Origin of the sequence: Ferrovibrio terrae, from assembly GCF_943371255.1 — a bacterium.
Taxonomy (GTDB): Bacteria; Pseudomonadota; Alphaproteobacteria; order Ferrovibrionales; family Ferrovibrionaceae; genus Ferrovibrio; species Ferrovibrio terrae_B.
The window spans coordinates 1-11,718 of record NZ_CALRUC010000129.1; the positions used below are offsets into that span (position 1 = coordinate 1).

At 64.0% G+C, this 11,718-nt stretch carries 16 protein-coding genes; 7 read left to right on the forward strand and 9 right to left on the reverse strand.

Going from position 1 to position 11,718, the window contains the following annotated elements; all coding sequences use genetic code 11:
- Nucleotides 1–291: 291 nt before the first annotated feature.
- Nucleotides 292–702: a nuclear transport factor 2 family protein gene (locus tag AAG799_RS19895; RefSeq protein ID WP_341898614.1), complete on the reverse strand. Its 411-nt coding sequence runs from the start codon at nt 700–702 to the stop codon at nt 292–294.
- A 102-nt stretch (nt 703–804) separates the two neighbouring features.
- On the opposite strand from AAG799_RS19895, the gene AAG799_RS19900 reads away from it, so the two are divergent.
- Genes AAG799_RS19900 through AAG799_RS19915 form a run of 4 tightly spaced genes read left to right on the forward strand, consistent with a single transcriptional unit; the run spans nt 805 to nt 3,427 of the window.
- A complete protein-coding gene (locus tag AAG799_RS19900) occupies nt 805–1,269 on the forward strand; it encodes a nuclear transport factor 2 family protein (protein WP_341898615.1) in 465 nt (154 codons plus the stop codon).
- A complete protein-coding gene (locus AAG799_RS19905; RefSeq protein WP_341898616.1) occupies nt 1,269–1,841 on the forward strand; it encodes a TetR/AcrR family transcriptional regulator in 573 nt (190 codons plus the stop codon). The genes AAG799_RS19900 and AAG799_RS19905 overlap by 1 nt, the downstream gene beginning before the upstream one ends.
- A 54-nt stretch (nt 1,842–1,895) precedes the next feature.
- On the forward strand, nt 1,896–2,819 hold the full coding sequence (locus tag AAG799_RS19910) for a glutathione S-transferase family protein (protein WP_341898617.1): 924 nt from the start codon (nt 1,896–1,898) through the stop codon (nt 2,817–2,819).
- A gap of 5 nt (nt 2,820–2,824) precedes the next feature.
- Nucleotides 2,825–3,427, forward strand: coding sequence for a 2-hydroxychromene-2-carboxylate isomerase (locus AAG799_RS19915; protein WP_341898618.1), 603 nt, complete (start codon nt 2,825–2,827; stop codon nt 3,425–3,427).
- Here AAG799_RS19915 and AAG799_RS19920 read toward each other — a convergent pair whose 3' ends face one another.
- The gene (locus tag AAG799_RS19920) at nt 3,428–4,063 is read right to left on the reverse strand and encodes a LysE family translocator (RefSeq protein ID WP_341898619.1); all 636 of its coding nucleotides are present in this window, start codon (nt 4,061–4,063) and stop codon (nt 3,428–3,430) included.
- Between the two features lie 70 nt (nt 4,064–4,133).
- Here AAG799_RS19920 and AAG799_RS19925 point away from each other — a divergent pair, with 70 nt between their 5' ends.
- Nucleotides 4,134–4,637 carry a 2'-5' RNA ligase family protein gene (locus tag AAG799_RS19925; protein WP_341898620.1) on the forward strand — a complete coding sequence of 168 codons (504 nt, stop codon included), beginning with the start codon at nt 4,134–4,136 and terminating at the stop codon, nt 4,635–4,637.
- 1 nt (nt 4,638) lies between these two features.
- Here the strand turns inward: AAG799_RS19925 and AAG799_RS19930 are convergent, their stop codons facing one another.
- The 5 genes from AAG799_RS19930 to leuC form a co-directional block, all read right to left on the reverse strand.
- Nucleotides 4,639–5,373 carry a methyltransferase domain-containing protein gene (locus AAG799_RS19930; RefSeq protein ID WP_341898622.1) on the reverse strand — a complete coding sequence of 245 codons (735 nt, stop codon included), beginning with the start codon at nt 5,371–5,373 and terminating at the stop codon, nt 4,639–4,641.
- On the reverse strand, nt 5,370–6,005 hold the full coding sequence (locus AAG799_RS19935; protein WP_341898623.1) for a glutathione S-transferase family protein: 636 nt from the start codon (nt 6,003–6,005) through the stop codon (nt 5,370–5,372). Before AAG799_RS19935 ends, AAG799_RS19930 begins: the two co-directional genes overlap by 4 nt.
- 112 nt (nt 6,006–6,117) lie before the next feature.
- Nucleotides 6,118–7,230, reverse strand: coding sequence for a 3-isopropylmalate dehydrogenase (gene leuB, locus AAG799_RS19940; RefSeq protein WP_341898624.1), 1,113 nt, complete (start codon nt 7,228–7,230; stop codon nt 6,118–6,120).
- Between the two features lie 27 nt (nt 7,231–7,257).
- Nucleotides 7,258–7,881, reverse strand: a complete 624-nt coding sequence (leuD, locus tag AAG799_RS19945; protein WP_341898625.1) for a 3-isopropylmalate dehydratase small subunit — start codon at nt 7,879–7,881, stop codon at nt 7,258–7,260.
- 14 nt (nt 7,882–7,895) lie between these two features.
- Nucleotides 7,896–9,305 (reverse strand): 3-isopropylmalate dehydratase large subunit, encoded by a 1,410-nt coding sequence (leuC, locus tag AAG799_RS19950; RefSeq protein ID WP_341898627.1) that lies wholly within the window; start codon nt 9,303–9,305, stop codon nt 7,896–7,898.
- A gap of 140 nt (nt 9,306–9,445) precedes the next feature.
- Here leuC and gcvA point away from each other — a divergent pair, with 140 nt between their 5' ends.
- Nucleotides 9,446–10,342 carry a transcriptional regulator GcvA gene (gene gcvA / locus AAG799_RS19955; RefSeq protein WP_341898628.1) on the forward strand — a complete coding sequence of 299 codons (897 nt, stop codon included), beginning with the start codon at nt 9,446–9,448 and terminating at the stop codon, nt 10,340–10,342.
- On the forward strand, nt 10,339–10,698 hold the full coding sequence (locus tag AAG799_RS19960) for a hypothetical protein (protein ID WP_341898630.1): 360 nt from the start codon (nt 10,339–10,341) through the stop codon (nt 10,696–10,698). Before gcvA ends, AAG799_RS19960 begins: the two co-directional genes overlap by 4 nt.
- A 5-nt stretch (nt 10,699–10,703) precedes the next feature.
- Here the strand turns inward: AAG799_RS19960 and AAG799_RS19965 are convergent, their stop codons facing one another.
- Nucleotides 10,704–11,174: a DUF2867 domain-containing protein gene (locus tag AAG799_RS19965; RefSeq protein WP_341898631.1), complete on the reverse strand. Its 471-nt coding sequence runs from the start codon at nt 11,172–11,174 to the stop codon at nt 10,704–10,706.
- Between the two features lie 55 nt (nt 11,175–11,229).
- Nucleotides 11,230–11,718, reverse strand: a 489-nt coding sequence (locus AAG799_RS19970; RefSeq protein WP_341898632.1) for a DUF2867 domain-containing protein, incomplete at its 5' end; no start/stop codon positions are given.

Genomic DNA, 11,718 nt, shown 5'->3' on the forward strand with positions numbered 1-11,718 from the left:
ACCGGAAACTTGCGTTCGTGGAGGATGTTGAGCATTTCGCGGCCCACCACACCGGTGGCGCCGACAACGGCGACCTTATAGGTCATATCTGGCCTTCTTTCGCTGCGTCCGGCAGGTCGACACCCGGCGGACTTTGAGGAACACGAGACGTATGTTGGTGCCCGGCAGGCCGTGCCCGGCAGGCGAGGCGGAAATTAGGCCTGCCCATGCCGGCAATCAAGCGGGAAATTGCCGCAGTTGGATCCCTCCTCAGGGGGTGCAATAAAATAATGTAAAATCAAATAGTTATAGTCATTCCATCAGGTCGTAATGGAACACCTTGGCGATGATCTGCCAGCGGCCGTCGAGTTTGATGAAGGTCAGCAAGTCCGTGAAGAATTTCGGGCCGATGGCGCATTCCACCCGGGCCAGCGCGGTCACCGGCCCGGCGAATTCAATGGAAATGATCCTGTCGCGCCGGGTCTCGTTGCGGCTGGCCGGCGGCTCGCGTTTTGCCACCACGGGGAAATATTCGTCCATGCCGAGTTTCAGCAGGGTGCCGTCGGTGGCGCAGGCATAGCTGGCGGCCGGGTGGAACACGCGGGCGAGCTTCGCGGTGTCGCAGGTATACAGCCCGTCGAAATAGTCGCGCAGCACGGCGACCAGGGCGGCGTAATCGGCGGCGTTGCGCTCCACGGTGCTCAGCGGGGCCTGCTGGGTCATTCTGTCTTCCTCCCGGATGGTTCAGGCGGTGAGGATAGGAGGGCGCTTGCAAAAGGCTAGTCTTGCGGTATTGTACCGATAGGTACAAACAAGGATATCCGCATGGCCCGCCCCCCGTTGCCCCCCTTCACTGCCGAGACCGCCGCACAGAAGGCCCGCATGGCCGAGGATGCCTGGAACAGCCGCGATCCGGCCTGCGTCGCGCAGGCCTATACCGAGCAGAGCCAGTGGCGCAACCGCGCGGAGTTCTTCTCCGGCCGCGGCCTGATCGAGCAGTTCCTGGCCCGCAAATGGCAGCGCGAGCTGGACTACCGCCTGATCAAGGAGGTCTGGGCGTTTACCGGCAACCGCATCGCCGTGCGCTTTGCCTATGAATGGCAGGACGACAGCGGCCAGTGGTATCGCAGCCATGGCAACGAGCAGTGGCAGTTCGATGCGGACGGCCTGATGGAACGCCGCGAGGCCAGCATCAACGATGTGCGGATCGCGGAATCCGACCGCAAGTTCCACTGGCCACTCGGTCGGCGACCGGACGATCATCCGGGGCTGACGGACCTCGGGCTGTAATGCCCGCAGCCCTGTTATCCCGCGACGACCTGATCGCCCGCCTGGGTGATGTGTTCCGCGAGCATGGCTTCGAGGGCGCATCGTTGAGCGCGATCACCGCCGCTACCGGCCTGGGCAAGGGCAGCCTGTATAACCACTTTCCCGGCGGCAAGGACGAGATGGCCACCGCCGTGCTCGCCCATGTCGATGCCTGGTTCGAGCATGAGGTTTATGCGCCGCTGAGAGATACGGGGCGCGATGCCGAGGATCCGCGGCAGGCCATCGCGGCGATGTTTGCCGCTGTGGACACGTATTTCCGCGGCGGCGGGCGCATCTGCCTGGTTGGCGCGTTTGCGCTCGATGCCACGCGCGACCGTTTCGCCGCCGCCGTGCAGGATTATTTTGTGCGCTGGATCGCGGCGCTGGCCGCCTGCCTGCGGCGCGGCGGCGTGAAACACGCCAGGGCACTGGCCGAAACCATCGTCGCCGGCATCCAGGGTGCGCTGGTGCTGAGCCGGGCTCTGAACGACACGGCCGCCTTCGGGCGCCAGCTGCGGCAGTTGCAGCATCAGGCCGAATCCGCCCTTGCCTGACGTAAGGGCAAAGCCCTTATTGTTACCTCCAAGATCATAAACGGAGGAAACACGATGAGCGGCGACCTGATCCTGCACCACTATGGCACCTCGCCGTTTTCCGAGAAGGTGCGCGTCGCTTTCGGCATCAAGGGCCTGCCCTGGCAGTCGGTGAAAATCCCGCCGATGATGCCCAAGCCTGATCTCACCGTGCTGACCGGCGCCTATCGCAAGACCCCGGTGATGCAGGTCGGCGCCGATATCTACTGCGACACCCAGATCATCCTGCGCGAGATCGAGCACCGCCATCCCAGCCCGACCTTCTATCCCGGTTCGGCCAAGGGCCTGGCCGAAGGCGTCGCCTTCTGGGCCGATCACCAGCTGTTCAGCGCTTCGGTCGCTGTCGCCTTCGGCCTGATGGGCGAACAGATGCCCGATGCCTTCCTGGAAGACCGCGCCAAATTCTCCGGCCGCAGCATCGACCGCAGCAAGATGAAAATGCAGGCCGCCATGATGAGCGGTCCGCTGCGTGCGCATCTGGGCTGGATCGAAGAGGCGCTGCATGACGGCCGCAAATTCCTGTTCGGCGATGCGCCATCGCTGGCCGATCTTGCCGTCTATCACTGCGTCTGGTTCGTGCGCGACCGCGCCAAGGCCACCGATCTGGCCGATTACACCGCGCTGAATGTCTGGGCCGACCGCATGAAGGGTTTCGGCCATGGCAGCGCCAGCGAGCTGGACTCCAAGGCCGCCGTCGAAATCGCCAAGACCGCGACGCCGGCGCCGGTGCCGGCCGGCGTTGCTGCCAATGCGATGGGGCTCAGCGCCGGCATGCCGGTCAGCGTGACGCCGGACGATACCGGCCGCGATGCCACGGTGGGCGAACTGGTGGGCCTGACCGCGCAGAGCATCACGATTGCGCGCGAGATGCCGGAAACCGGTCGCGTGCATGTGCATTTCCCGCGCGCCGGCTTCATCCTGGTGCCGCATAAGGGGTAACGGCAATGAAGACGATCGAGTTTTTCTACGACGTTTCCTCGCCCTGGACCTATCTCGCCTTCGTCAATGTGCAAAAACTGGCCAAGGAAGAAGGCGCGGAGATCCTCTGGCGACCGTTCCTGGTCGGTGGCGTGTTCAACGCCGTCAATCCCACCATGTACCGTATGCGGGAGAATCCGGTGCCAGCGCGCGATGCCTGGACGAAGCAGGACATGCAGGCCTGGGCGCGGCTGGCCGGCGTCACCATCACCTTCCCGCCGAAGGTCTTCCCGGTGAACAGCGTAAAAGCGCTGCGCGGCCTGCTCTGGGCCAAAGGGCAGGGCAAAGAGGTCGAGCTGGCGACGGCCTTCTTCGAGCTGTACTGGAGCGAGGACCGCGACATTTCGCGGGACGATGTGGTGGCGGAAGCGGCACGCCGTGCGTCTCTTGATCCAGCCTCGCTCGCAAAGGCGATCACTGAACCTGGCGTGAAGGAACAGCTGAAAGCCAATACCGACGAGCTGATCGCACGCGGCGGCTTCGGTTCGCCGACCCTGTTTGTGGGGGCCGAGATGTTCTTCGGCAACGACCGCCTGCCGCTGGTGCGCGAGGCGCTCAGGAAAAGCTGATCAGCCGCGCCTCAGCAATCCCGCACCCGATTGCGTCAGGGCCTGCAGGCCGAAGCCTAAGAAGATCACGCCGCTGATCCGCGTCACCCAGAGTTCATGGCGGCGATAGAGCCGGCGCACCGGCGCGGCGCCGATCACCCAGACCAGGATGGCGTCGCCGGCAACGAAGCCGGCGCAGGCGGCGAGCAGCAGGGGCGGCAGGCTGACCCAGGTCAGCTCCCCCGCATGGGCAGCCAGCAGAGCCGTGAACATGGCAATCGCCACCGCATAGCTTTTCGGATTGGTGATGCCAAAGGCCAGGCCGCGGCGCAGCGGCTGTGCCACTTCGGTATTGAGCGCGCCATCAATGCTTTGCTTCACCGTGACGGCGCGCCAGCCGAGCAGCAGCAGATAGCCGCCGCAGATGACGCCGAGGATGTCGAAGACCAGCGTGCCGAGGCTGGCCGAGCCGATGATGGCGGTCAGCGCCAGCGCGCCCCAGAGGATGTCGCCAACGAAATGCCCGGTGAGGAATTTCAGTCCGGCGACACGCCCCTGGCCGGCACCGATGCCGAGCAATGCCAAGAAGGCCGGGCCTGGCGTCAGCGTATAGGCGGCGCCGGCGATGGCGCCGGCAAGATAGAGCGAGAGCGACATGGCGTCAGCCTAGCGCATCGCGGCCTGACACGGAATATGGCAGTCTCGATACCGGCGATAGGATTTGGCTATGCTGGCGGTGATTGCGGTTCCGGAGTTTTCAAGCGGCGATGCGGCCTGGATCGACAGCATCCGCCGCGCCCATGACCCGCAATACGAGGCGGTCGCCGCCCATGTCACGCTGGTGTTTCCGTTCGACTCCGCCGATCCCGACTGGTTCGCCGGCCATGTGGCGTCGGTTGCCGCCGTCACAGCGCCGCTGGATGTGGCCTTCAACCGGCTGGCGCGGATCGACAATCCGCATCAGCCGAAATACCGCTTCCTCAATGTGCTGCTGGCCGATGCCGACAGCAGCGCGCCACTGACGGCGCTGTATCGGGCGCTCGGCGGCAAGGGCGATTATGAGCCGCATCTGACCCTGACCCGCTTCGGCGCGGTGTTCAGCGCGAAAGCCTTTGAACGGCAGATGGGCATGCTGGGCGCAGCGATGACGGGCCGGATCGCGGCGCTGGAAATCCTGAACATCACCCATGGCGCGATCCGCCGCGAAGCGGCGTATCCGCTGGCGGGATGATCTAGTGCGTGCGCACCAGCACGCAGATGATTTCGTGGAAGTTCAGCTCGAAATGCGCCACGAAGCCGGGAAACTTGATGTAGTCGGTGCCGAGCGCCAGCGTCTGGAACCAGGCCGGCGCATCCCAGGCATGGTAATGGATGGAATAGTTCATCTGCTGCAGCCGCAGCGCCTGGGCTTCCGCATCGGCGCCCTGCTTGTTTTCCACCAGCGTGGCCCATTCCATGTAATGGCTGGCGCGGGCCTTTTCCGGGCCCTCCTGGTCGTCCTGCACCAGATGTGCAAACGGCGTGGTGGGGCGGTTGCGGTCGAAGGTGAAGTCGCGGTTGGGGATGGCGTAGAACAGCCGGCCGCCCTTGCGCAGCTTGGCGGTGTGGATGCGCAGGGTGCCGAGCAGGTTTTCGCAATGCTCGAGGAAATGGTTGGCGACGATGAAATCGAGGCTGCCATCGGGAATGCTGGCCAGCGTCTCGCCATTGTCGATGATGTCGGGCGCCTGCAGCTTGCGCTGCGCCATTTCGGGGAATTCCTTGTACAGGTCTTCCAGGCTCATGCGGTCGACATACTTCACCTGCGCATTCGGCGGCAGGTCGAGCGGGGTGCCGAGCGCGCCGATCTCGATGCCGGTGCCGCCCAGATAGCGGCGCGCGATGAAGGCGCGCAGGATGCGTTTGTCGGCGACCTGCTTCTGCGGTGCGGGCTGGGGCGCAGGCTGCTGCGGCGCAGGCTGGTTCATGGGGTCTCCAGCGGATGGGCGCGGAAGGCCGGCATGGCTTCCGCTTTCTCGGTCAGAGCATACAGCGCCGGGTATAAACCATCCGTTACCAGTTCGGGCACCATGACGCGCAGGAAGCTGACCGTCACCGCCGCCGTCACATCGGCCAGCGACAGCTGCTCGCCCAGCAGCCAGCTGCCGCCATTGGATTTGGGCGCCGCCGCATGGGCATCCAGCGCGGCCAAGCCGCCGCTCGCCTGGCGCAGCAGATGCTGGCGCCAGGGCTCATGCACCTTCTCGGCGGGACGACGGCGCACCTCGTAGATCGCGTTCACCGCCTTGTCGAGCACGCCCGAGCCGATGGCCATCAGCTGGATGCAGTCGCGCCGTGCCTTGCCATGGGCCGGCACCAGGCTTTTCGCCGGGCCGACCAGATCCATCAGGTAATCCAGGATGGCGGCGGATTCGATCAGCCGTTCGCCGTCTTCCAGTTCCAGCACCGGCACGCGGCCGACCGGATTGATCTCCAGCCCGCGATCGGGATCGGCAGTGACCGAGAGATATTCACGGCTGTGCGGCACATCCAGCAGGGTCATCGCCACGGCGACACGACGCGTATAGGGCGACAGGTTTCGGCCGATCAACTTCATCATGCGAGAGGCTCCGCTGTTGCGCACAGGGTCGCCTTATCGCCGGCCGATGGCAAGGCCCGAATGAAAAGGCCGGGATGCGATCCCGGCCTTTTGTCTGGTCCGTGACAGCCGCTCAGGCGGCCAGCTTGTCGAGTTCCATCAGCAGGGCATCGCCCATGCCGGTGGTGCCCACCCGGGTACCGCCGCCGCCGAGGTCGGCCGTGCGGATGCCCTTGCTCAGCACATTTTCCGCCGCCTGGTCGATCAGGTCGGCATCGGCGCTGAGGTCGTAAGCGTAACGCAGCGCCATCGAGAAGCTCTGGATGGTGGCGAGCGGATTGGCGATGCCCTTGCCGGAAATATCCGGCGCCGAACCATGCACGGGCTCGAACAGCGCCATGCGGCGGCCGGTGGCCGGATCAGCCGCACCCAGCGAGGCGGAGGGCAGCATGCCGAGCGAACCGGTCAGCATGGCGGCGGCATCCGACAGGATGTCGCCGAACAGGTTGTCGGTCACCATGACGTCGAACTGCTTGGGCGCGCGCACCAGCTGCATGGCGCCGTTATCGGCATACATGTGCTCCAGTTGCACGTCCTTGTACTTTTCTTGGTGCAGCTTGGTGACTTCCTCGCGCCACAGCACGCCGGATTCCATCACATTGGCCTTTTCCAGCGAGGTCACCTTGTTGCCGCGCTTCTGCGCCAGCTCAAAGGCCACGGCCGCCACGCGGCGGATTTCGCTGGTGGTGTAGACCTGGGTGTTGATGCCGCGGCGCTCGCCATTGGGCAGGGTCTCGATGCCGCGCGGCTGGCCGAAATAGACGCCGCCGGTCAGTTCGCGCACGATCATGATATCCAGGCCGCGCACGATCTCGGGCTTCAGGCTGCTGGCATCCACCAGCGCATCGAAGCATTTGGCCGGGCGCAGGTTGGCGAACAGGTCCATTTCCTTGCGCAGGCGCAGCAGGCCGCGTTCCGGCTTCTGGTCGAACGGCAGGTTGTCCCATTTCGGGCCGCCGACGGCGCCCAGCAGCACCACGCCGCAATCCAGCGCGTCCTGCATGGTCTTGTCATGCAGCGGCGTGCCGTGCTTGTCGAAGGCCGAACCGCCGACCAGGTCTTCCTTGACGTCGAAGGAAACGTGCCGGCGCTTGTCCATCCAGTCGATGACGCGGCGCACTTCGCCCATCACCTCGGGGCCGATCCCGTCGCCGGGCAGCATCAGCATGGTACGGTTGGAAGCCATTTTCTGTTTTTTCCTTGTTGAGACGGATTAACGGCCAGCCTGGGCATAGAGCCAGGGCTGGGTACCATGCTGCCTGCTCTCGAAGCTATCGATCTTCGACTTCTTCTCCAGCGTCAGGCCGATATTGTCCAGGCCGTTGAGCAGGCAGTGCTTCTTGTGGGCGTCGATCTCGAACTTGATCACGCCGCCATCGGGGCCGGTGACTTCCTGCTTTTCCAGATCCACGCTGATGCGGGCATTCTGGCCGCGCTTGGCGGCATCCATCAGCTTGTCGACCTCGGCCTGCGGCAGGGTGATCGGCAGGATGCCGTTCTGGAAGCAGTTGTTATAGAAGATATCGGCATAGCTGGTGGCGATCACGCAACGGATGCCGTAATCCAGCAGCGCCCAGGGGGCATGCTCGCGCGACGAACCGCAGCCGAAATTGTCGCCGGCGACCAGGATCTGGGCGCCCTTGTACTGCGGCTGATTCATGAAGAAATCGGCCACCGGCTTGCCGTCCGGCGTTTCGCGCAGCTCAAAGAACAGGCCTTTCGCAAGGCCGGTGCGCTCGACGGTTTTCAGGAACTGCTTGGGGATGATCATGTCGGTATCGACATTGATCATCGGCAGCGGGGCGGCAACGGCGGTCAGTGTGGTGAACTTGTCCATTGTTTTCTCTCCGCTCAGATCTTGCGCACGTCGGTCAGCGTGCCGGCAATCGCTGCCGCAGCCGCCATCGCCGGGCTCATCAGATGGGTGCGGCCACGCGCGCCCTGGCGGCCCTCGAAGTTGCGGTTGGATGTGCTGGCGCAGCGCTCTTCGGGCTTGAGCTTGTCGGCATTCATCGCCAGGCACATCGAGCAGCCGGGCTCGCGCCATTCGAAACCGGCGGCGACGAAGATCTTGTCCAGGCCTTCTTCCTCGGCCTGGTTTTTCACCAGGCCAGAACCGGGCACCACCATGGCCTGCACGCCGGCGGCCACCTTGCGGCCCTTGGCCACCACGGCAGCCGCCCGCAGGTCTTCGATGCGGCCATTGGTGCACGACCCGATGAAGACGCGCTGCACCGGCACGGTGTCGAGCTTCTCGCCGGCCTTCAGCCCCATGTATTTCAGGGCGCGTTCAAGCGCGATGCGCTTCTGCTCGTCCTTCACATCGGCCGGGTTCGGCACGATGCCGGTGATCGGCGCCACGTCCTGCGGGCTGGTGCCCCAGGTGATATGCGGCGCGATGTCCTCGGCCTTCAGCTCGACAACCGTGTCGTAATGGGCGCCCGCGTCGGTCGGCAGCGTCTTCCACCAGGCCAGCGCCTGTTCAAAGGCGGCGCCCTTGGGGGCATGCGGCTTGCCCTTCACGTATTCGAAGGTTTTTTCATCGGGCGCGATCAGCCCGGCGCGGGCACCGGCCTCGATCGACATGTTGCAGACCGTCATGCGGCCTTCCATCGACAGGGCGCGGATAGCGCTGCCGGTATATTCCATCACATAGCCGGTGCCGCCGGCGGTGCCGATCTTGCCGATGATGGCGAGGATGATGTCCTTGGCGGTGACGCCCGGGCCCAGATCGCCGTCGATGTTGATCTTCATGTTCTTGGCCTTGCGCTGCGGCAGGGTCTGGGTGGCGAGCACATGCTCGACCTCCGAGGTGCCGATGCCAAAGGCCAGGCTGCCGAAGGCGCCATGGGTCGAGGTGTGGCTGTCGCCGCAGACAATCGTCATGCCCGGCTGGGTATAGCCCTGTTCGGGGCCGACGATATGCACGATGCCCTGGTTGACGTCGTTCATCGGGTAGTAGTTGACGCCGTATTCCTTGGCATTGCGATCCAGCGTCTCGACCTGGATGCGGGCCTCCTCGTCCTCGAACACGAATTGGGCGCGGTCCGGGGTGGTCGGCACGTTATGGTCGGGCACGGCCACCGTGCGGTCCGGGCGGCGCACATTGCGGCCGGCGGCCTTCAGGCCGGCGAAGGCCTGGGGCGAGGTCACTTCATGGACCAGGTGCAGGTCGATATAGAGCAGGCCATTGCCGTCGCCGTCGATATCGACGAGGTGGCTGTCCCAGATCTTGTCATACAGGGTGCGGGGCGCGGTCATGGCTGCTGGTCCGTTCTTTCTCGGGTATTTTTATTGCGGGTACAGGGGCGTTACGGGAGGCGGATTCAAGCCCAGTGGGGCCCGCCCGTCCAGTGGGGATCGCTGGATTTAAATTCCCCTCCGGCTTAAAAGAAATTCCCATGGCCCACCTGCCCAGCCGCCGCCTGCTGCCCCTCAATGCCCTCAAGGCCTTCGAAGCCGCCGGCCGCCACCTGAATTTCACCGCCGCGGCCGAGGAACTCTCGGTCACGCTGTCGGCGATCAGCCACCAGATCCGCCAGCTCGAGGAGCTGCTGGGGGTGCCGCTGTTCCACCGCACCCGCAAGGGGCTGGTTTTATCGACCGAAGGGCAATTAATTCTGCCGGACGTGCAGCGCGGCTTCGACTTCCTGGCCAGCGCGCTCTCCAAGCTGGAGGCCCGGCGCGGCGAAGGCACGCTGACGCTCAGCATGCTCTCGACGTTTGCCATGCGCTGGTTCATTCCGCGGCTGCCGCGGTTCCAGGAAAGCTATCCCGATATCGAGGTGCGCATCACCACCTCGCTGAAACCCGCCGACCTGGAGCGCGAGGGCATCGACTGCGCCATCCGCTATGGCGATGGCGACTGGCCGGGGCTGAATGCCACTCGGCTGTTTGCCGAGGCGCTGGTGCCGGTGGCGCATCCGAAATTCAAGGACACGATCAAGAAGCCCATCGACCTCAAGGGCCAGAAGCTGCTGCACAGCCAGAACCGCCGCGAGGACTGGCGTGTCTGGCTCAAGGCCGCCGGCCAGAGCGATATTGATCCGATCATAGGCCAGATGTTCGAGACACGGTCCTACGCGATCCAGGCGGCTGTTCAGGGCATGGGCATCGCCGTGATGGATCCGGCCATGGTGGCGGAAGAGATTGCCGGTGGGCGTCTGGTGTCATTGTTCGATACGCCATTGCCACTCACCAATGCCTACTGGTTCGTCTGCCTAGACCATATGGCCGATGCGCCGCGCATCAAGGCGATGCGCGACTGGCTGGTGGAAGAGGTGAAGGTTCCGGCATGAAGCCGTTCCCGCCGGCTGAAGAGCTTATCTTTTTGGTCGGCCAAGAGCTCAGTGCCGTCATCCTAAATCCATATGACGTGCATTTGGTTCTGTGGGATAAAACCAGCATTACGATTGAGCATCATCTGCGATATCAAGATGCCGATGGCTGTGTCGTTGAGCATGATCCGCAGTCAGAGAAAAACCCCGTCACTGTGCATCGGCTGATCGGTCACAAGATCATTCGTCTCGATGTGACCGATCTCAGTCTTGGACTGGTGTTCGACAATGGCGAGGTGGTGACAATCGCCTCCCGCTTGGGACCTCTTGAATCTGGCCAAATAAACTTGCCAGATGGAAATCTGATTGTCTTTTGAGGCGACTATACCGCCAGTCTCATAGCCAGTTGCTTCACCATGCTGCGCACGATCAGCTTGTGGAAGGGCATGATGATCGCCAGATAGGCGCGGCCCATGCGGTTATGCGTGGCGACAGCGGTGGTCAGCGTGATGCGGCTGCCGTGCGGATCGGGATCGATCCGCATCAGGGCGCGGAAATCGAGATGTCCGTCATCCAGGCCCGAGACCACTTCGGTCTCTGACTCGCGCAGCACCGGAAAACCCTTGCGGATCTTTGGTGCCTTGTAGCCGAGCCGGCCCATGATCGCATTGCGCATGTCCAGCAGCGCGCCGGCCCAGGCTGGCGGCGTGCTGAAGAAGTCTGCAGAAAGGCTGCGCGCATCCAGGTCGCGGCGCGGCACCACCACACTGAAGGCATCGGCGAAGTCGCAGCCGGGCAGGCTGGCGATGAAGGCGGGGTCGGTTGCGGCAGCAACCACGATGGGCGTGTTCATGGCGACACTATGCGCCCCGGACGGCCGTGTCGTCCTGCACCACGATGTCGCAGTGTTACGCTGCGTCTTCAGAGAGTTTCGCAGCGATGCGTTTCAGCAGGCTGCGCACCACCATGCGATGAAACGGCATGATGACGGCGAGATAGATGCGGCCGAGCCTGTTATGGGTACGCACGATGGTGCTGACCGTGATCAGGCAGAGATCGGGTCCGTCCGCACCCAGACGGATCGTATCGGTGCGGAACTGGGTGCGGAAATCCAGATGGTTGTCATTCATCCCGACCACCACCTCCTCGGCGCTTTCCAGCAGCACCGGCAGGCCGATCTCGTCGGTCTTGATACCGAAAGGCCGCATCACCGCGTTGCGGAGTGTCAGCAGCCAACCGGCCCAGTCAGGCAGCTTGCTGAAGGCCAGCGCCGCCACCTCGCGCGCATCGATGCCGCGGCTCGGCACCATGATGGCAAAGGCATCGGAAAAATCCGTACCCGGCAGACTGGCGATGAAAGCCGGATCGGGCGCGGCATCGGTAACGGTGGGGCTGCG

What these genes read in the sequence shown, in the direction of transcription:
- AAG799_RS19965 (WP_341898631.1), bottom strand. Translation starts at nt 11,174, where the DNA reads ATGAACACGCCCATCGTGGTTGCTGCCGCAACCGACCCCGCCTTCATC.
- AAG799_RS19930 (WP_341898622.1), bottom strand. Translation starts at nt 5,373, where the DNA reads ATGAACCAGCCTGCGCCGCAGCAGCCTGCGCCCCAGCCCGCACCGCAG.
- AAG799_RS19895 (WP_341898614.1), bottom strand. Translation starts at nt 702, where the DNA reads ATGACCCAGCAGGCCCCGCTGAGCACCGTGGAGCGCAACGCCGCCGAT.
- AAG799_RS19960 (WP_341898630.1), top strand. Translation starts at nt 10,339, where the DNA reads ATGAAGCCGTTCCCGCCGGCTGAAGAGCTTATCTTTTTGGTCGGCCAA.
- AAG799_RS19915 (WP_341898618.1), top strand. Translation starts at nt 2,825, where the DNA reads ATGAAGACGATCGAGTTTTTCTACGACGTTTCCTCGCCCTGGACCTAT.
- leuD (WP_341898625.1), bottom strand. Translation starts at nt 7,881, where the DNA reads ATGGACAAGTTCACCACACTGACCGCCGTTGCCGCCCCGCTGCCGATG.
- AAG799_RS19910 (WP_341898617.1), top strand. Translation starts at nt 1,896, where the DNA reads ATGAGCGGCGACCTGATCCTGCACCACTATGGCACCTCGCCGTTTTCC.
- AAG799_RS19920 (WP_341898619.1), bottom strand. Translation starts at nt 4,063, where the DNA reads ATGTCGCTCTCGCTCTATCTTGCCGGCGCCATCGCCGGCGCCGCCTAT.
- AAG799_RS19925 (WP_341898620.1), top strand. Translation starts at nt 4,134, where the DNA reads ATGCTGGCGGTGATTGCGGTTCCGGAGTTTTCAAGCGGCGATGCGGCC.
- AAG799_RS19900 (WP_341898615.1), top strand. Translation starts at nt 805, where the DNA reads ATGGCCCGCCCCCCGTTGCCCCCCTTCACTGCCGAGACCGCCGCACAG.
- gcvA (WP_341898628.1), top strand. Translation starts at nt 9,446, where the DNA reads ATGGCCCACCTGCCCAGCCGCCGCCTGCTGCCCCTCAATGCCCTCAAG.
- AAG799_RS19935 (WP_341898623.1), bottom strand. Translation starts at nt 6,005, where the DNA reads ATGATGAAGTTGATCGGCCGAAACCTGTCGCCCTATACGCGTCGTGTC.
- AAG799_RS19905 (WP_341898616.1), top strand. Translation starts at nt 1,269, where the DNA reads ATGCCCGCAGCCCTGTTATCCCGCGACGACCTGATCGCCCGCCTGGGT.
- leuB (WP_341898624.1), bottom strand. Translation starts at nt 7,230, where the DNA reads ATGGCTTCCAACCGTACCATGCTGATGCTGCCCGGCGACGGGATCGGC.
- leuC (WP_341898627.1), bottom strand. Translation starts at nt 9,305, where the DNA reads ATGACCGCGCCCCGCACCCTGTATGACAAGATCTGGGACAGCCACCTC.